This is a genomic window from Saccharopolyspora ipomoeae (assembly GCF_029952525.1).
GTDB classification, from domain to species: domain Bacteria; phylum Actinomycetota; class Actinomycetes; order Mycobacteriales; family Pseudonocardiaceae; genus Saccharopolyspora; species Saccharopolyspora ipomoeae.
On the sequence record NZ_JASAOF010000004.1, the window covers coordinates 101,328 to 118,359 of the forward strand.

The 17,032-nt window shown below is 71.4% G+C and carries 13 protein-coding genes; 9 read left to right on the forward strand and 4 right to left on the reverse strand.

Translation table 11 applies throughout. The annotated features are described in order from the left end of the window. Nucleotides 1-549: 549 nt before the first annotated feature. The 3 genes from QFW96_RS09880 (at nucleotide 550) to kynU (ending at nucleotide 4,315) form a co-directional block, all read left to right on the forward strand. Complete coding sequence (locus QFW96_RS09880) at nucleotides 550-1,206, forward strand: M23 family metallopeptidase (protein ID WP_281455469.1); 657 nt, start codon at nucleotides 550-552, stop codon at nucleotides 1,204-1,206. Between the two features lie 98 nt (nucleotides 1,207-1,304). Next, nucleotides 1,305-2,930 (forward strand): class I SAM-dependent methyltransferase, encoded by a 1,626-nt coding sequence (locus tag QFW96_RS09885; RefSeq protein WP_281455282.1) that lies wholly within the window; start codon nucleotides 1,305-1,307, stop codon nucleotides 2,928-2,930. Nucleotides 2,931-3,076: 146 nt separating this feature from the next. Continuing rightward, nucleotides 3,077-4,315 carry a kynureninase gene (kynU, locus tag QFW96_RS09890; protein WP_281455283.1) on the forward strand — a complete coding sequence of 413 codons (1,239 nt, stop codon included), beginning with the start codon at nucleotides 3,077-3,079 and terminating at the stop codon, nucleotides 4,313-4,315. 168 nt (nucleotides 4,316-4,483) lie between these two features. Here the strand turns inward: kynU and QFW96_RS09895 are convergent, their stop codons facing one another. Beyond that, on the reverse strand, nucleotides 4,484-6,928 hold the full coding sequence (locus QFW96_RS09895; RefSeq protein ID WP_281455284.1) for a UvrD-helicase domain-containing protein: 2,445 nt from the start codon (nucleotides 6,926-6,928) through the stop codon (nucleotides 4,484-4,486). A 316-nt stretch (nucleotides 6,929-7,244) separates the two neighbouring features. Between QFW96_RS09895 and QFW96_RS09900 the strand changes: the two genes are divergently transcribed. Then, entirely contained in the window at nucleotides 7,245-7,553 is a 309-nt protein-coding gene (locus tag QFW96_RS09900) for a chorismate mutase (RefSeq protein WP_093414032.1), read from the forward strand. 48 nt (nucleotides 7,554-7,601) lie between these two features. Here the strand turns inward: QFW96_RS09900 and QFW96_RS09905 are convergent, their stop codons facing one another. After that, complete coding sequence (locus tag QFW96_RS09905; RefSeq protein WP_281455285.1) at nucleotides 7,602-8,918, reverse strand: MFS transporter; 1,317 nt, start codon at nucleotides 8,916-8,918, stop codon at nucleotides 7,602-7,604. Nucleotides 8,919-8,966: 48 nt separating this feature from the next. Then, nucleotides 8,967-9,728, reverse strand: a complete 762-nt coding sequence (locus QFW96_RS09910) for a 3-hydroxybutyrate dehydrogenase (protein WP_281455286.1) — start codon at nucleotides 9,726-9,728, stop codon at nucleotides 8,967-8,969. A 125-nt stretch (nucleotides 9,729-9,853) separates the two neighbouring features. Between QFW96_RS09910 and QFW96_RS09915 the strand changes: the two genes are divergently transcribed. From QFW96_RS09915 to QFW96_RS09935, 5 genes are all read left to right on the forward strand, one after another. Continuing rightward, entirely contained in the window at nucleotides 9,854-10,171 is a 318-nt protein-coding gene (locus QFW96_RS09915) for a hypothetical protein (protein ID WP_281455287.1), read from the forward strand. 159 nt (nucleotides 10,172-10,330) lie between these two features. Then, entirely contained in the window at nucleotides 10,331-11,290 is a 960-nt protein-coding gene (locus QFW96_RS09920) for a hypothetical protein (RefSeq protein WP_281455288.1), read from the forward strand. A gap of 109 nt (nucleotides 11,291-11,399) precedes the next feature. Beyond that, nucleotides 11,400-12,143, forward strand: coding sequence for a hypothetical protein (locus tag QFW96_RS09925; RefSeq protein ID WP_281455289.1), 744 nt, complete (start codon nucleotides 11,400-11,402; stop codon nucleotides 12,141-12,143). 442 nt (nucleotides 12,144-12,585) lie between these two features. Continuing rightward, on the forward strand, nucleotides 12,586-13,983 hold the full coding sequence (locus tag QFW96_RS09930; RefSeq protein WP_281455290.1) for a serine/threonine-protein kinase: 1,398 nt from the start codon (nucleotides 12,586-12,588) through the stop codon (nucleotides 13,981-13,983). A 247-nt stretch (nucleotides 13,984-14,230) separates the two neighbouring features. After that, on the forward strand, nucleotides 14,231-15,790 hold the full coding sequence (locus QFW96_RS09935) for a serine/threonine-protein kinase (protein WP_281455291.1): 1,560 nt from the start codon (nucleotides 14,231-14,233) through the stop codon (nucleotides 15,788-15,790). 272 nt (nucleotides 15,791-16,062) lie between these two features. On the opposite strand, the gene QFW96_RS09940 is transcribed toward QFW96_RS09935, so the two are convergent. After that, nucleotides 16,063-16,959 (reverse strand): LysR family transcriptional regulator, encoded by an 897-nt coding sequence (locus tag QFW96_RS09940; RefSeq protein ID WP_281455292.1) that lies wholly within the window; start codon nucleotides 16,957-16,959, stop codon nucleotides 16,063-16,065. Between the last annotated feature and the right edge of the window lie 73 nt (nucleotides 16,960-17,032).

Sequence of the window (17,032 nt, forward strand, 5' to 3'; positions counted from 1 at the left end):
TTGGGGTGTGACGTGCCGCACAACGCGGTTCCCGCGCGTGTCCGAATCGGTTCCGAGATCGAGCCCCGCTGGGCCGATCGGCACACCCCGTCCTGATCACGAACCCGCAGGTGGCTCCGCTGAGCGACGACCACGCGCAGTATCCGGACGGGGCTGACAATCCGCTTCGCAGCGGACCTTTCGAACACGAGCGGTCGCCGACGCGTCACAGATCGGGAGTTGCCCCTAGGGGATCGGCTTCGCTACTGTCCCCCGGTCCGTTGTCACGGTCTGATCACGAAGGACAACCTTCGGCCGGTTCCCCGACCGGCACCCGGAAATTCCCCGTTCCGGGCCCGCGCGATCAGGCTCCCCGAGACGGAAGGGCAGGCATTGGCTCACCACCGCTCCCCCGGCGGCGCACGACCCTTTCCCGGTCACCCGGAGGCGTCCCCCGACGACCCCTCCACCCGGGATCGGAGCCGGGGTGCATCGACAGCATCGGCTTGGCGCGGTCGCGTCGTCGTCGCCGCAGTAGCGGCGGGTGCGTTCGCAGCGGCAGGCCAGTCGCTGGCAGCGGGCGAGGGAAACGCCTCCCCCGACAGCGATGATTTCAACGCCTCCGACGCCGCGGGGTCGTTCAACACCGCGATGTCCGAGGGCAATTCGTCCTCCCCCGCTTACAACGGGATGGGCGGCAGCGCTCCCGCGCCGGCGATGCTCCCGGTCGCCAAGACCTCCGACGTCAGCTCCGAGATGGAGAAGCTGACCAAGAGCGAGCGCATCACCGAGGCCCGCGACGCGGCTCGCCGCGCGGCCGAGGAAGCCGCCAAGCAGCCGAAGTTCCACGTGCCCGCGCTGGGCAACTTCACCTCCGGCTTCGGCGGCCGCTGGGGCACCACGCACTACGGCATCGACATCGCCAACTCCAAGGGCACGCCGATCATGTCGGTCGCCGACGGCGTCGTCATCGAAGCCGGTCCGGCCAGCGGTTTCGGCCTGTGGGTCCGGGTTCAGCACGACGACGGCACGATCACCGTCTACGGCCACGTCAACACGATCACGGCGGACGAGGGCGACAGGGTCAAGGCGGGCGACCAGATCGCGACCATGGGCAACCGCGGCTTCTCCACCGGCACCCACCTGCACTTCGAGGTGTGGAACTCGTCCGGCAAGAAGATCAACCCGCTGCCGTGGATGCGCGAGCGGGGCATCTCCCCCACCTGATCGGGCTTCGAGCGGTTCGGCGACCAGCGCGGTCGCCGAGCCGCTTCTTCACGCGATGTTGACGCTCCCGCCGCCCAGGCGGGCAGTAGCGTTGCACCGTGGCCGAACAGATCCGCTTGACCGGGGCGCAGCAGACGCTCCTCGGTCCTCTGCACGCACGCGCGCTCGACAGCCTCCGCGCCGATCCGGTGCTGGGGGACCACGCGGCCCACGAACTGGCCGCGCGCATCGACTTCGACTTCCGCCGGTTGCGGATGGACTCCGCCGACCGGATGGCCGTGGTCCTGCGCGCAAAGGAGATCGACGACCGAGCCCGCGACTTCCTCGCCGCGCACCCGGACGCGGTCGTGCTGCACCTGGCGTGCGGCCTGGACTCCCGGCCGTTCCGACTCGAAATCCCCGACGAGGCGCGGTGGTTCGACGTGGACATGCCGGACGTCGTCGAGCTCCGCGACCGGCTCTACCCGCAGCTGCGCGACAACCACCGCACCCTCGCCGCGTCGGTGACCGAGACCGGCTGGCTGGACGAGGTCCCCCCGGGCCGGCCGACGCTGGTCATCGCCGAGGGCCTCACGCCGTACTTGTCCGAGCAGGACGGGATCGCGCTGCTGCGGCGGCTCGTCGAGCGGTTCGGCAGCGGCGCGATGCTCTTCGACGTGGTGGCGCCGTGGACCGTGCGCGCCGCCAAGCACTCCGGGTTCCTGCGCAGCACCGGCGCCCGCTTCCACTGGGGCGTTGGCGATCCGCACGACCTGGAGATCAAGGTGCCGGGGCTGCACCTGCGCGGGTCGGTGCCGGTCACCGCGCTGCCCGGGGTCGCGAAGGTCGAGCCGCGCGACCGGCGCATCGCCGGTGCGATGAACGCCGTGCCGCCGCTGCGCGACGCGATGCGGGTGCTGCGCTTCGACTTCGAGCGCGAGAAGCGCATCCCGGTCGATCTGACCGGCCCGGCGGCCACCATGCTCGCGACCCTGCACCTGCGCGCCCTGGACAACCGCTCGCCGGAACCGGTGCTGGCCGACCGCTGGGCGGACGCGGCGGTGCGGCGCCTCGACTACGACTTCACCCGGCTGGGACTGCGCGCGAACAACGCGATCTCGGTGGCGATCCGCGCCAAGGCCCTCGACGAGCAGGTGCGCGCCGCGCTGCGGCCGGGGATGGCGGTGCTGCACCTGGGATGCGGGCTGGACAGCCGCTTCGAGCGGGTGAACCCGCCCGCCGACGTCCAGTGGTACGACGTCGACCAGCCCGCGGTGATCGAGCTGCGCGAGCAGCTGTTCGCGTCGTCGCCGAACCGCCGCGCGCTGGGACGCTCCGTCACCGATCCCGGCCTGCTGGACGAGATCCCCGCGGACCGGCCGGTGCTCGTCGTCGCCGAGGGCCTGACGATGTACCTGACCAGGCAGGACGGGGAATCGCTGGTGCGCCGGATCGTCGACCGCTTCCCGAGCGGGCAGCTGTTGTTCGACGCGTTCAACACGGTGAGCATCCACCTCAACAACGTGGCCAACCCGGCGGTGACCCGCTCCGGCTCACGCCTGCACTGGGGCATCGACGACCCGCGCGGGCTGGAACCCCTGGGCCTGCGGCTGGTCTCGGAGATCTCGTTCCTGGACGCCCCGGAGCTGGCCGGCTACCCGCTTCCGGCCCGGCTCGTCTTCCGCGCCATGTCGAAGATCCCGACGCTGAACCGCCTCGGCCGAATCCTCCACTACCGCTTCTGACGGCTCACGCGGCGGAGGGGTGCCAGGCTGCCGGACACCGGCCACTACGCGCTGATCGAACCCGACAACCCGGCCGCGGCCGCGGTGGCCGACGTGTTGCGGCGGTTGTCCCGGGAACGCGACGACGATGCGGGAGAGTGCTCCTGATGACCGAACTCGCCGAGCTCGCCGACCACCTCGACGCCACCGACCCGCTGGCGCACGTCCGGGACCGCTTCCTGCTGCCCGAGGGCGTGATCTACCTCGACGGGAACTCGCTGGGCCCGCTGCCGGCCGCGGTGCCGCCGGTGCTGGAGGACGTGGTGCACCGCCAGTGGGGCACCGACCTGATCCGCTCGTGGAACGACAACGACTGGTGGGAGTCGCCGCTGCGCGTCGGCGACGCCGTCGGTTCGCTGATCGGCGCCGCGCCGGGTCAGGTGGTGGCCGGGGATTCCACCAGCGTGCAGCTGTACACCGCGCTCAGCGCGGCGTGCGAGCTGCGCCCCGACCGGTCGCTGCTGGTCACCGACCCGGAGCACTTCCCCACCGACCGGTACCTGGCGGACTCGGTGGCCCGGCTGCACGGCCGCGAGGTCCGCCGGGTCGCGCCCGCGGACCTGCCGGAGTTCCTGGCCTCGCACGGCGATCGGGTCGCGGTGATCAGCTACTCGCCGGTCGACTTCCGCACCGGCGAGCTGCACGACGTGATCGCGCTGACCTCCGCCGCGCACGAGGTCGGCGCGCTGGTGCTGTGGGACCTGTGCCACGCGGCCGGGGCGATGCCGGTGCACCTCGACGAGTGGGAGGTGGACTTCGCGGTCGGCTGCGGCTACAAGTTCCTCTCCGGCGGCCCCGGCGCCCCCGCGTTCCTCTACGCCGCAGCACGCCACCACGATTCCTGGCGCACCCCGCTCCACGGCTGGACCGGCCACGCCGAACCCTTCGGCCTGCACGCCGACTACGCCCCCGCTGCGGGCATCGCCCGCGCCCGGATCGGCACCCCGCCGATCCTCTCGCTGCTCGCCCTCGAAGCAGCCCTGACCGCCTTCGACGGCGTCGACCTCACCCAGGTCCGCGCGAAGAGCCTGTCCCTCACCGACCTCTTCCTCCGCTGCGCGGAAGACCTGCTGGTGCCGGAGGGTTTCGACCCGATCACCCCGTCGAACCCGGACGTCCGGGCCAGCCAGGTCTCCCTCCGCCACCCCCACGCCTACGGCCTCGTCCAAGCCCTGGCCGCCGAGGGCGTCATAGCCGACATGCGCGCCCCGGACGTCCTCCGCTTCGGGGTCAACGCCCTCTACACCACCCACGAAGACGTCCTCGCGGCGTGCACCCGGCTCCACCGCACGACCACGACGGGCGCCTACGACCCGACCCCGAACCGCCCCGGCGCGGTGACCTGACCCGAGAGCTCCCCCGCCCCGACGGTCCCCGGCGGTGGACAGTTTTAGCCATAATTGTCCCGACATTTCGGACATTGATCATGCGCAATTATGGCTAAAACTGTCGCCAGGCGACGTGCGCGCCCATCCGGGACCAGGCACCCGGGACCAGGGACCAGGGACCAGGGGTCAGAGCTTGGTGAGGGGGACGCTGCCGATGAGCATGAGCTTGACCGTGCCGGCCGTGCCGAAGTCGATGGTGGCCGTGGCTCGGGGGCCCTCGCCGTCGGTGGCCACGACCGTGCCGAGGCCGTACTTGTCGTGGGTGACCTTGTCGCCGGCTTCGAGCTTGAGGGCGACCGTGTCCTTCCAGCCCTTCATGCCGGTGCTGCGCATGCCGCGCTCGGACAGGCCCGCCTGAGCCGAGTCCCCACCGGTGCGGTCGAAGCCCCCGCCGCCGCGGCTGCCCCACGTGCTGCGGACCTGCGGCGCGGCGCGCTCGGGCTCGATGCGGCGCCAGTGCATCAGCTCCTCGGGGATCTCGGTGAGGAACCGCGACGCCGGGTTCGTCATCGGCTGCCCCCACGCCGAGCGCATCATGGCGCGCGACAGGTACAGCCGCTGGCGGGCCCGGGTGATGCCGACGTAGGCCAGCCGCCGCTCCTCGGCGAGCTCGGCCGGGTCGCCCAGGGCGCGGGTGTGCGGGAAGACGCCGTCCTCCCAGCCGCCGGAGAACACCACCGGGAACTCCAGACCCTTGGCGGTGTGCAGGGTCATGAGCGTGACCAGGCCGTCGCCGGTCTCCGGCAGCGAGTCGGCGTCGGCGACCAGCGAGACGCGCTCCAGGAACGCCGCCAGCGAGTCGTCGGCGATCGGGTTCTCGTCGTCCTCGTCGGGCCCGACACCGGACACCACGGCCTCCGCCGAGGGCGAGGCCTCGGCGTCCACCGGCAGCGGCGCGCCCGCGCGGGCCTCGGTGAACTCGCGGGCGACGGTGATCAGCTCGGTCAGGTTCTCCAGCCGCGTCGCGTCCTGCGGGTCGTCGCTGGCCTCCAGCTCACCCCGGTAGCCGGTGCGCTCCAGGACGGTGTCGAGGGTCTCGGCGACGTCGTTCTCGGCGGCGACCCGGTTCAGCTCGTCGAGCAGCTCCACGAAGCCCGAGATCGCGTTGCGGGCGCGCGTGTTGAGCAGCGGCACCTTACCGGCGGCGGCCCTGCGCAGGGCGCTGGTGAACGAGATCCGCTCCTGCTCGGCGTGCACCGCGACCACGGCCTCCGCCCGGTCGCCGATGCCGCGCTTGGGCACGTTGAGGATCCGGCGCACGCTCACCGTGTCGTCCGGGTTGTCGAGAACCCGCAGGTAGGCGAGGGCGTCGCGGACCTCGCGCCGCTCGTAGAAGCGCACCCCGCCGACGACCCGGTAGGGCAGGCCGAGGCGGATGAACACCTCCTCGAACACGCGCGACTGGTTGTTGGTGCGGTAGAAGACCGCGATGTCGTTGAACGTGGCCTCGCCCTGGTCGACGAGCCGGTCGATCTCACCGGCGACGAAGGCGGCCTCGTCGTGCTCGTTGTCGGCGACGTAGCCCACGATCGGCTCGCCGTCGCCCGCATCGCTCCACAGCCGCTTGTCGCGGCGGTTCGGGTTGCGCTTGATCACCGCGTTCGCCGCGGACAGGATCGTCTGCGTGGAGCGGTAGTTCTGCTCCAGCAGGATGCTGCGGGCCTGCGGGTAGTCCCGCTCGAACTCCTCGATGTTGCGGATCGTGGCGCCGCGGAACGCGTAGATCGACTGGTCGGCGTCGCCGACCACGCACAGCTCCGCCGGCTCCACCCCGCTCTCCGTCGGCTCCGTCCCGACCAGTTCCCTGACCAGCACGTACTGCGCGTGGTTGGTGTCCTGGTACTCGTCGACGAGCACGTGGCGGAAGCGGCGGCGGTAGTACTCGGCGACCGCCGGGTGCTGCTGCAGCAGCTCGACCGTGCGCATGATCAGGTCGTCGAAGTCCATCGCGTTGGACTCGGCGAGCCTGCGCTGGTAGGCGGCGTAGACCTGGGCGACCTTGCGCTCCACGTCGTTGCCCGCCTGCTGCGCGGCGTCCTCGGGCGTGAGCAGCTCGTTCTTCAGGTTCGAGATGTGGATCGACAGCGTCTTCGCCGGGTAGCGCTTGGAGTCGAGGTCCTGCTCGCGGGCGATCAGGGTGATCAGACGCTTGGAGTCGTCGGAGTCGTAGATCGAGAAGTTCGACGACATGCCCAGCGTCTTGGCCTCGCGGCGCAGCACCCGCACGCACATCGAGTGGAACGTCGAGACCCACATGACGTTGGCCCGGCGCCCGACCAGGTCGGCGACCCGCTCCTTCATCTCGGCCGCGGCCTTGTTGGTGAAGGTGATGGCCATGATCTGGCCGGGGTGCGCGCCGCTGGCAAGCAGGTGGGCGATGCGGTTGGTGAGCACCCGCGTCTTGCCCGACCCGGCACCGGCCACGACCAGCAGCGGCGAGCCGGTGTGCGTCACGGCCTCGCGCTGCTGCGGGTTCAGCCCGGCCAGCAGCGCGTCCGGGTCCGGCCCGGAGCGGCGGGCGGGCTGCGCGGGCTCGTCGCCCTGGAATTCGAGATCGAGAGGGGTGCTCATCGCCTGACAACGTTACCGAACCACCCTGACGGCCCCCGAATCTGCCGAGCTCGCAACACGATCAAGCCCAGGCCCCCTCGACCGGGTGAGGGATTCCACCTCGTGGGACGCCACGACCGAGTGGTGGATCGGTCGTCCGGGTTGTGGCAGACTGGTGTCGTGCGGACGCAGCAGTACGAGTTTTTCTACGGGCCCGGGACTCCGGCGCCCGTAGCTGCGTGAGCACGAAAACCACTACGACGCCCCGGAGTCCTCGGACTCGGGGCGTTTCGCGTTCCGGGACGGGAACGGGGCCGGAGCCGGAGGAATACGTCCGATGAACGCCACTGTGGACGGTGACCAACCGCAGTCCGAGAAGCCCTCGGCTGAGAAGGCCGCCGCGGAGGCCATCACCAACTTCCGCGAGGAGATCGACTACCTCGACGCCGAGATCCTGCGCCTGATCAAGCGGCGCGCCGAGGTCTCGCAGCAGGTCGGGCAGGCCCGCATGGCCGCGGGCGGCCCGCGCATCGTCTACAACCGCGAGATGGACGTGCTCGCCCGCTACCGCGAGCTCGGGCCGGAGGGACGCGAGATCGCCATGATCCTGCTCCGCCTCGGCCGGGGTCGGCTGGGCCACTCCTGACACCCCGAAGGGCGCCTCCGACCTGGTCGAAGGCGCCCTTCGGCGTCGTCACACCGCGTGGTCGGCGGCCAGGTCGCGCTCCCGGGTCTCCGGGGCGCGCAGCACCGCGAACAGCGTCACCACCGAGCACAGCGCCACGTAGATCGAGATCGGCACCGACGAGCCGAACGCGGCCAGCAGCGCCGTCGCGATGATCGGCGCCAGCGACCCGGCCACGATCGACGCCAGCTGGTAGCCGATCGACGCCCCCGAGTAGCGGACCCGGGTGCCGAACAGCTCCGCGAAGAACGCCGCCTGCGGCCCGTACATCGCGCCGTGGAACACCAGGCCCACGGTGGTCGCGAAGGTGATCACCCAGAACGACTTGGTGTCGAGCATCGTGAAGAAGAAGAACGCCCACACGCCCGTGCCGACCGTGCCCAGCAGGTAGATCGGCCGCCGCCCGAACCGGTCCGACAGCGCGCCCCAGATCGGGATGCTGATGAAGTGCAGCACCGAGGCGATCAGCGCCGCGTTGAGCGCCACGCCGCGCGGCAGGTCCAGGAACGTGGACACGTAGGTGAGCACGAACGAGGTCAGCACGTAGTAGACGACGTTCTCGGCGAACCGGGCGCCCATCGCGGTCAGCACCTCGCTCCGGTACCGCTTGAGCACCTCCAGGATCGGCGGCTTCTGCTCGGCACCGGCCTCCTGCGCCTTGCGCTGGGCCTCCAGGAACACCGGCGACTCGGCCACCGCCAACCGCACCCACAGCCCGATCAGCACCAGCACGCCGGAGAGCAGGAACGCGATCCGCCAGCCCCAGGCCATGAACGCCTCGTCGGACTGCACCGCCGCCAGCACGGCCAGCACCGCGGTCCCGAAGACGTTGCCCAGCGGCACCCCGGCCTGCGGCCAGGACGCCCAGAAGCCGCGGCGGTCGCCGGACCCGTGCTCGGAGACGATGAGCACCGCCCCGCCCCACTCGCCGCCGATGGCGAAGCCCTGGATCAGCCGCAGGGCCGTGAGCAGCAGCGGAGCCAGCACGCCCACCGATTGGTAGGTGGGCAGCAGGCCGATCGCGAACGTCGCGCCGCCCATCATGACCAGGCTCAGCACCAGCAGCTTCTTGCGGCCGATGCGGTCGCCGAAGTGGCCGAACACCAGCCCGCCCAGCGGCCGCGCGACGAAGCCGACGGCGTAGGTGATGAACGCCAGCAGGGTGCCCATCAGCGGGTCGCCCGCCGGGAAGAACAGCTTGTTGAACACCAGCGCGGCGGCTGATCCGTAGAGGAAGAAGTCGTACCACTCCACGGTGGTGCCGACGAGGCTCGCCAGCACGACCCGGGTGGTCGAGGATCTGGCGGGAGCGGGCTCGGTTGTCATGGCTGGCGTCCTCCTTGACGGGCCGTGGTCACCTCGGGAAAACCTGGGTCAGTTCGCCGTCCAGCCCCCGTCCATGGACAGCGACGCTCCGGTGATCGACGTGGTCCCGGGACCGCACAGCCAGGCGGCGAACTCGGCGACCTCGTCCGGCTCGACCAGCCGCTTCACCGGGGTTCGGGCCAGCAGCACGTCCTCGGTGACCTGCTCCTCGGGAACCCGGTGCAGCCGGGCTTGCTCGGCGACCTGCCGCTCCACCAGCGGGGTGCGCACGAACCCCGGGTTCAGGCAGTTGGAGGTGACGCCGTAGGAGGCGCCCTCCAGCGCGATCGTCTTGGACAGGCCCTCGATGGCGTGCTTGGCGGTGACGTAGGCGCTCTTGAACGCCGAGGCCCGCAGCCCGTGCACCGACGAGATGTTGATGACCCGCCCCCACCCGCTGCGGTACATGCCCGGCAGGGCGGAGCGGACGATGCGGAACGGCGACTCGACCATGACGCGCAGGATCGTGCCGAAGACCTCGGTCGGGAACTCGTGCAGCGGCGCGACGTGCTGCAGCCCGGCGTTGTTGACCACGACGTCGGCACCCTCGCCCAGGCCGTCGGCGTCGTCCGGGTCGGCGAGGTCGACGACGCGGGCCCGCGCCCCCAGCTCGTCGGCGAGCGCCGCGACCGCATCGGCGTTCCGGTCGACCGCGATCACCTCGGCTCCCGCCGCGGCGAATCTCCTGCTCACAGCGGCTCCGATACCGCTGGCAGCCCCGGTGACCAGGACCCGCTTGCCGTTCAGATCGAGACCGGTTCGCTCGCTCATAGCGACAGAACCTAGGCGTGACGACGATCTCAAACCAGACTTGATTCACAACCTTTTCGAACCGATCCCGGAATCAGGGCGATCCCCCATATCGGACATGCCTCGTCAAGGAGCAGACTGTCGGCATGGGCATGGTTATCGGTCTGGTCGCGCTCCTGGTGACGATCGCCGCGGTGATCGCGGCGGCGGGGCACGCGGGTTATCTGGCGATGCTGACCTCGGCTGCGAAGAAGCGTCCCGGCGGTCAGCCGGCCGTCGAGTTCGCCAAGAAGCGCTACCCGGTCGCGGGCGTCGGCCTCGGCGTCACGTTGCTGGCGCTGGTGATCAGCAGCGGTGGCGTGGGCGCGGACGTCTTCGCGACGCTGCTGGCGCTCGGCGGCGGCGCGGGGTCGCTCAAGGCGCTGGGGACCACGCAGAGCCGCTTCCGCAAGGGCGAGTTCTGACCTCTCCGCACGTCGGACGCGCCTTTCGGTGACGTTCGTCCGGGTGGATCTGCGCTGATATCACCCGTTCGATGCATCAAGAGCTCCATTCGGAGTACCGATCTTCCTCACGCGAAGCTCGCCGTGAACCCTCACGACTTGCAGGAAGTCGAGACTCCGATGCACAGCGGCAGAACCATCGGCTGGAGCGGCTCACTCGATGGGCCGCCGCCACCCCCGGAACCGGCACCTGGCCGGCATCGCAAGACCGACGCCGGAGCCGCCTGGGCTCCGGTCCCCGCGCAGCGGACCGCGTCCGAGGACTCCTCGCCACGGCTGGTGATCGACCCGCTGATCGATACCGCGCCCGTGGGCGGGCTGCACAAGTTCGACCTCGGCATGGTGCCCGCCTCGGTGACGCCGCCGCGGTCGTGGCGCCGCGCGGCCTGGTTCGCCATCGCTTCGTCGGTGGCGGCGCTGGGCGGTCTGGTGTTCGCCACGACGCTCGTGTCCAGCCACACCACCCGCATCGAGGGCCTGGACCTGCCGAGCATGCCGCGCGGCGGCGCCTACCCCCCGCTGCTGCGCGACCCGTACTTCCTCACCGGCGACCCCACCCGGCCCACGACCTCGGGTGCCGCGCCGCGGCCGCCGAGCAGCCCGAACCGCCTGGCCGCGGGCCCGCTGCCGACCGGCACCGCGACCCCGGATCCCGGCGAGGAGGCGAGCGACGACCTGCCGGAGGCGCCGGGCGGCGGCGTTCCCGGCGCGGACGTCCCGAGCCCGCCGACCACGAGCAGGCCGCCCACCACCGAGGCGCCGCAGCTGCTGAAGCTGACCGACACCGAGGGGATGCAGCGCAGCAGCGAGCAGTACTACGACGCGATCGCCGCGGGCGACCTGCCGGGCGCCTACGCCCTGACCACCGGTCGGCTGCGCGAGGAGGGCTACGAGTCCTTCGCCGCCCGCTACTCGCACGCGACGAAGGTCGAGGTCACGGAGGTCTACGTGACGCCCACCAGCACCACGCACGCGCTGCGGCTGACGCTCCCCGACGGCTCGCAGCGCACCGAGCGCCGCGTGCTGCGCTACGAGATGGCCGATCGCCCGCTGATCGCGTCCGACGAGCAGCTCTCGTGACCACGGATCGTGATCGACTACTCCGTTCGTGATCTTCGGTGCCACCCCATCCGGTGATTCCTGCGCGAAGTCTTCCCCTGACCGCAGCAGGCGGGTACGTCTTCAGGCCGTGGACGACCACCCCAGCGATCTCAGCGACCCGGGGCTCGGCGACACCGTCACGGTCGCCGAGCTGATCCGGCGCGGACCGCACGCCCCCGAGCAGGGCCTGCTCGCCGGTGACCTCGACGAGCGCCCCGACCTCACCTCCGCCTCGCCGCCGCTGGGCGGGCTGGTCGCGCTGGCCGTGCTCGGCGTGCTCCTGCTGGTCTCCGCCGCTGGAGCGGGCGCCCTGGTCATGGCCAAGCCCGCGCAGCTGCCGCGCCCCACCGACTCCGCCGCGGCCATCAGCGGCGCCCTGGCGCTGCGCCCGGACCTGGTGCTGCAGGCCGCGTGGCCGTTCCACGACAACGGCGGTTTCAACGCCGCCACCGAGGGAAGCAGCGCCGTCGTCGCCGCCGAACCGGACAACGCGCACCTGGCCAACCCGGCCGCGGGCAGCGCCGAGACCACCATCGGCCTCGTCGAGGACTTCTACCGCCGCGCCCAGGACGCCCCGGACCGGCTCGGCGAACTCATCGCGCCCGAGCTCGGGCAGGCCGAGGAGCTGCGCCGGGCGTGGGAGGCCGTCAGCGCGGTGCGCGTCGTGGGCCTGCGGAGGGAGTCCGACGCGTCGGTGTCGGCTCAGGTCGAGGCCGTCTACCCGGACGGCCGCCGGGTGCTCCTCGACCAGCACCTGCACGTCTCCCCCGGGCCGCTGCCGCGCATCGTCGGAGCCGAGCTGCGCAGCGCGCACCAGCTGCCGCCCGGCTGAGCCGACCGGCCGCGGGGGGTGCACAACAATGCGGCAACGACCCGTCACCACCGCCACCCCCGCCCACCAGGAACGCCGCCGCCGGTACCGTGGCGTGAGCCGGTCGGTGCCGAGGGTCATGAGCTCAACGGCACCGGACGGCGCAGATCCGGATCACCAGCGCAAACAGCTGGGCGAACTGCCCGGGTCACCCGGGCGTCCGGATCGGACGGCACCGGGTCGAAACAGGTCGTACCGATCTTTTCGACTTCGGACCTACGCCCGCACGGCGTCGGCTAGGCTGCCGTATCGCGGTTCGGTGGCAACCCGGGTCGTGCTGGAAACGTGTACTTGTGGGGGGCCGATGCCGGTCCGCCCTAATCCGCCGGTGTTCGGTGGGACGGCGTCCGGAACTCCGGGCGGTGGCACCGCTGGGCATCGATAGCAGTACGGGGAGACGTCGGTGAGCGACGAAGGTCGCCTGGTCGCCGGACGCTACCGGGTGCAGCGACGCATCGGCAGTGGCGCGATGGGCGTGGTGTGGGAGTGTGTTGACGAGCGCCTGCACCGCACCGTTGCGGTCAAGCAGTTGCTGTTGCAGCCCGGTCTGGATCCGGGTGAAGCCGAGGAAGCGCGGCAACGGGCAATGAGAGAGGGCCGGATCGCGGCCCGGCTCCAGCACTCGAACGCGATCTCGGTGTACGACGTGGCCGAGGACGAGGGCCAGCCGGTCCTCGTCATGGAGTACCTGCCGTCGACGAGCCTGGCCGCGATGATGTCCGATCACGGGCCGCTGCCGCCGCGCGAGGTGGCGCGGATCGGCGCGGAGGTCGCGTCGGCGCTCGGCGCCGCGCACGCGGCCGGTGTCGTGCACCGCGACATCAAGCCGGGCAACATCCTGCTCGGCGACAACGGCCAGGTGAAGATCACCGACTTCGGCATCTCCCGGGCGCAGGGCGACGTGCAGGTCACCAAGACCGGCATGCTCGCGGGCACGCCCGCCTACCTGTCGCCGGACGTGGCGATGGGTCAGGAGCCGACGCCGGCTTCCGACGTGTTCTCGCTGGGCGCGACGCTCTACGCGGCCATCGAGGGGCACCCGCCGTTCGGTCTCAACGAGAACACCCTGGCGCTGCTGCACGCGGTGGCCGCGGGCAAGATCGAGCCGCCGCAGCAGGCGGGCCCGATGGCCCAGCCGCTGATGGCGATGATGGCCGCCCGCGTGCAGGACCGGCCGGACATGGCGCAGTCCCGCGAGATGCTGCAGGCCGTGGCCGACGGCGGCTCGGTGAACTCCATCCCGACGATGGCCGCCCCGATCCCGCCCGCGCTGGCCCCGGAGACCCCGGAAGAGGCGACGAGCGTGATGGGCGCGGGCGCCGCCGCGGGCACCACCGTCGCCTACTACGAGGACGACCCGTACACGGAGCGCCCCTACGAGGACGCCACGTCGTACATGGGTGCCGATCCGCGCGCCGACTCGGCGGTCTACGAGGAGCCGCGGCGCAGCAGCAAGCGGCCGGTGATCATCTCGGCGATCGCGCTGGTCGCCGTCGCGGTGATCGCGGTGCTGGTCACCTCCGCGCTGCGGCCGCAGGCACCGCCGCCGCAGCCGGCCAACCAGCAGTCCGAGGCTCCGCAGGCCCCCGCGCCGCCGCCGGAGACGACGTCGGAGGAGACGACGACGAGCAAGAAGCCGACGAGGACCTCCACGGAGGAACCGACGACCTCGGCGGAGGAGCCGACGACGTCGAGCGAGGAGCCCACGTCGACCGAGCAGCCGACGTCGAGCGCCGAGCAGACCTCCAGCAAGCCGACGAGCACCACGACGAGCCAGTCCGGCAGCATCACCACCCAGTGAGGTAGTCGGCGATCGTCTCGACGCCCTGCGGCCGGGATGCTCATCACCAGGTGAGCGTCCCGGCCGCAGGCGCATTCCGGCCCCGGGGTGCCGCCCGGAGTGGGCCGCCCAGTAACGTGGCTGCGGGCGTGACACCGTCGGGTGAAGCCGGCAGCGGGGAGTCCGGTCCGTCCTCATCGCTAACGAGAAAACAGGCAGTCCTCAGACAGGCGAGCCCCGTGGGGCGAACCAGTACCAGGAGACACCGGTGAGCGCCGAAGGTCGTTTGATCGCGGGCCGGTACCGCTTGCAGCAAAAGATCGGCAGCGGCGCCATGGGCGTGGTGTGGAAGGCCGTCGACGAGCGCCTCCACCGCACGATCGCCGTCAAGCAACTGCTGCTGCAGCCCGGTTACACCCCCGAGGAGACCGAGGAAGCGCGGCAGAGGTCGATGCGCGAAGGCCGCATCGCCGCCCGCCTCCAGCACCAGAACGCCATCGTCGTGTTCGACGTGGCCGAGGACGAGGGCCAGCCCGTGCTGGTCATGGAGTACCTGCCCTCGACCAGCCTCGCCGCCGTCATCGACGAGCAGGGCGTGCAGCCGCCGATGCGGGTGGCCCGGATCGGCGTGCAGGTGGCCGGTGCGCTGGCCGCCGCGCACATGGCCGGCATCGTCCACCGCGACCTCAAGCCCGGGAACATCCTGCTCGGCGAGAACGACCTCGCCAAGATCACCGACTTCGGCATCTCCCGGGCGATCGGCGACGTCGCGGTCACCAAGAGCGGCATCCTCGCGGGAACCCCCGCCTACCTGGCCCCGGAGGTCGCGCTGGGCCGCGACCCGGCACCGGCCTCGGACGTGTTCTCGCTGGGCTCGACGCTGTACGCGGCGATCGAGGGCGGTCCGCCGTTCGGCACCGACGAGAACGCGATCAGCCTGCTGCACCGGGTCGCGCGCGGTCAGTTCGAGCCGCCGCGCCAGGCCGGGCCGATGACGCCGGTGCTGATGCAGATGCTGTGCCCGGATCCGGTGGACCGGCCGACGATGGCGCACACCCGCGACCTGCTGCAGGCCGTGCTCGACGGCCGTCCGGTGCCCAGCGCGTCCCCGGGCGCCGGTGCGGGCTGGCAGCGCCAGCAGCAGGCGCCCGCACCGCCTCCGCCCACCGGCTCGCCCACGATGGCCTACCAGGGCGGCGGGATGGCCGGCGCAGGCATGGGCGGGGCGAGCCCGCCCACCCGCGTCGGCGGCGCTGCCCCGGTGGCGGCCGCCGCGCCGCGCCGCGGCGGCAAGCAGGTGGCGCTGTGGATCGTGGCGATCGTGGTGGCGGTCCTGGTGGGCGTGCTGGCCGCGAACGCGTTCGGCTCCGGTTCGCAGGACAAGGGCGCGGCTCCGGCCCCCGCTCCGAAACCGGTCCCGACGGCCGCGCCGGCCCCGACGACCTCGGCTACCCCGACGTCCTCGGCGGCCCCGACGACCAGCAGCCGGGCTCCGACGTCGAGCGCGACGAGCACCAAGAAGCAGGTGACCAAGGAGAAGCTGGTCGCCGCGGTCAAGAAGTACTACAACCTGGTGCCCGACGACCTCGACGAGGCTTGGGAGCTGCTCGGGCCGAGCCTGCAGTCCCAGGGCAAGGAGCGCTACGAGGCGTTCTGGAAGCAGATCGACGACGTCAAGATCATCGGCGAGCCGATGCAGTCCGGCGCCAACGTCGTGGTCACGCTCCAGTTCACCAAGGACGGCAACAAGAGCGTCGAGATGCACGTCCTGGGCATGGTCGCCAACACCGACGGCGACGCCCTGATCAACACCGACAACAGGCGCTGACCACCCGAGGAGGGGCTCCTCCGAACCCCCGGGGAAGCCCCTCCTCGCTGCGGTGGTCCAGCGCGGTGTCGACGATGGTGGGCAGGGGACAGTTTTAATTAAAACCGTCCATGATCGATGTCCGTTATGCCCGGACAGTTCTCACTAAAACTGCCCCACTCCAGAGCACGACAACCCCACCTTCGCGTCAGCCCACTTCCGCGCCAGCCCGCTTCCGCTTCAGCCCACTTCCACGGCGGGGCGCTTCTACAGCGGGGCGCTTCTGCGTCAGGTCACTTCTGGGCCACTTCGTGGAGGCAGTGCTGGAGGGAGCGGGCGGCGGGGAGGTCGGCGACGGCTTCGCGGACGGCGAGGTGGAGGTGGCGGGTCGGCTCCGGGTTGGTGACCGCGCGGACCTCCACGCCCGGGTGCACGACGTCGAGCCCGAGCCGCGGCACCAATGCGATCCCCATCCCCGCGGCGACGAAGCTCTGCGCGGAGTAGGTGCTGTCGGTCTCGACCACGACGCGCGGCGTGAAACCGGCGCTGGCATAGGCGTCTTCGAGCAGCCGGGAGCAGATCCCGCCGTCGGTGACCGAGCTGTTGATCCACGAGTCGTGGGCCAGCTTGGCCATGTCGACGCTCCCCTGGTCGACCTGCGGGTGCGAGCCGGGCAGCACCACCCGGTACGGGTCGTCGGCCAGGTGCACCAGCCGCACCCCGCGCCGCTCCGGCACCGACTCGCCGAGCACGATGACCGCCAGGTCCGCCTCCCCGGCCTCGACGTCGTCGAGCAGCCCCGCCTCCTGCAGCTGCAGGTCCAGCTGCACCTCCGGGTGCTCGGCGCGGAACTTGGCCACGGCCTGCGGGATCAGGCCGACGGCGGCGGTGGTGAAGAACCGCAGCCGCAGCAGGCCGGTGCGACCGGCCCGGATGTCGGCGAGCTCGGCCTCGGTCTCGCCCAGCAGCTCGGCGATCCGCCCGGCGCGCTCGGCCAGCAGCGTGCCCGCCGGGGTCGGGCGCAGCCCGCGCCCGACCTTCTCCAGCAGCGGCGTCCCGGCCTCCTTCTCCAGCGTGGAGAGCTGCTGGCTGATGGCCGAGGGGGTGAAGCCGAGGTTGGACGCGGCAGCGCTCACCGAACCGCTGGTGACCACCGCGCGCAGGACCTGCATCCGCCTGACGTCGAGCACGCCACCAACGATACAGGATTGCTTACACGTTCGTTGAGATTAATTCGCTTTTCCTTACACCTCGGGTTCCGCA

Bases quoted from the DNA above. Each gene is read 5' to 3' on its own strand.
- QFW96_RS09910 (WP_281455286.1), bottom strand. From the start codon at position 9,728: ATGAGCGAGCGAACCGGTCTCGATCTGAACGGCAAGCGGGTCCTGGTC.
- QFW96_RS09920 (WP_281455288.1), top strand. From the start codon at position 10,331: ATGCACAGCGGCAGAACCATCGGCTGGAGCGGCTCACTCGATGGGCCG.
- QFW96_RS09915 (WP_281455287.1), top strand. From the start codon at position 9,854: ATGGGCATGGTTATCGGTCTGGTCGCGCTCCTGGTGACGATCGCCGCG.
- QFW96_RS09895 (WP_281455284.1), bottom strand. From the start codon at position 6,928: ATGAGCACCCCTCTCGATCTCGAATTCCAGGGCGACGAGCCCGCGCAG.
- QFW96_RS09900 (WP_093414032.1), top strand. From the start codon at position 7,245: ATGAACGCCACTGTGGACGGTGACCAACCGCAGTCCGAGAAGCCCTCG.
- kynU (WP_281455283.1), top strand. From the start codon at position 3,077: ATGACCGAACTCGCCGAGCTCGCCGACCACCTCGACGCCACCGACCCG.
- QFW96_RS09905 (WP_281455285.1), bottom strand. From the start codon at position 8,918: ATGACAACCGAGCCCGCTCCCGCCAGATCCTCGACCACCCGGGTCGTG.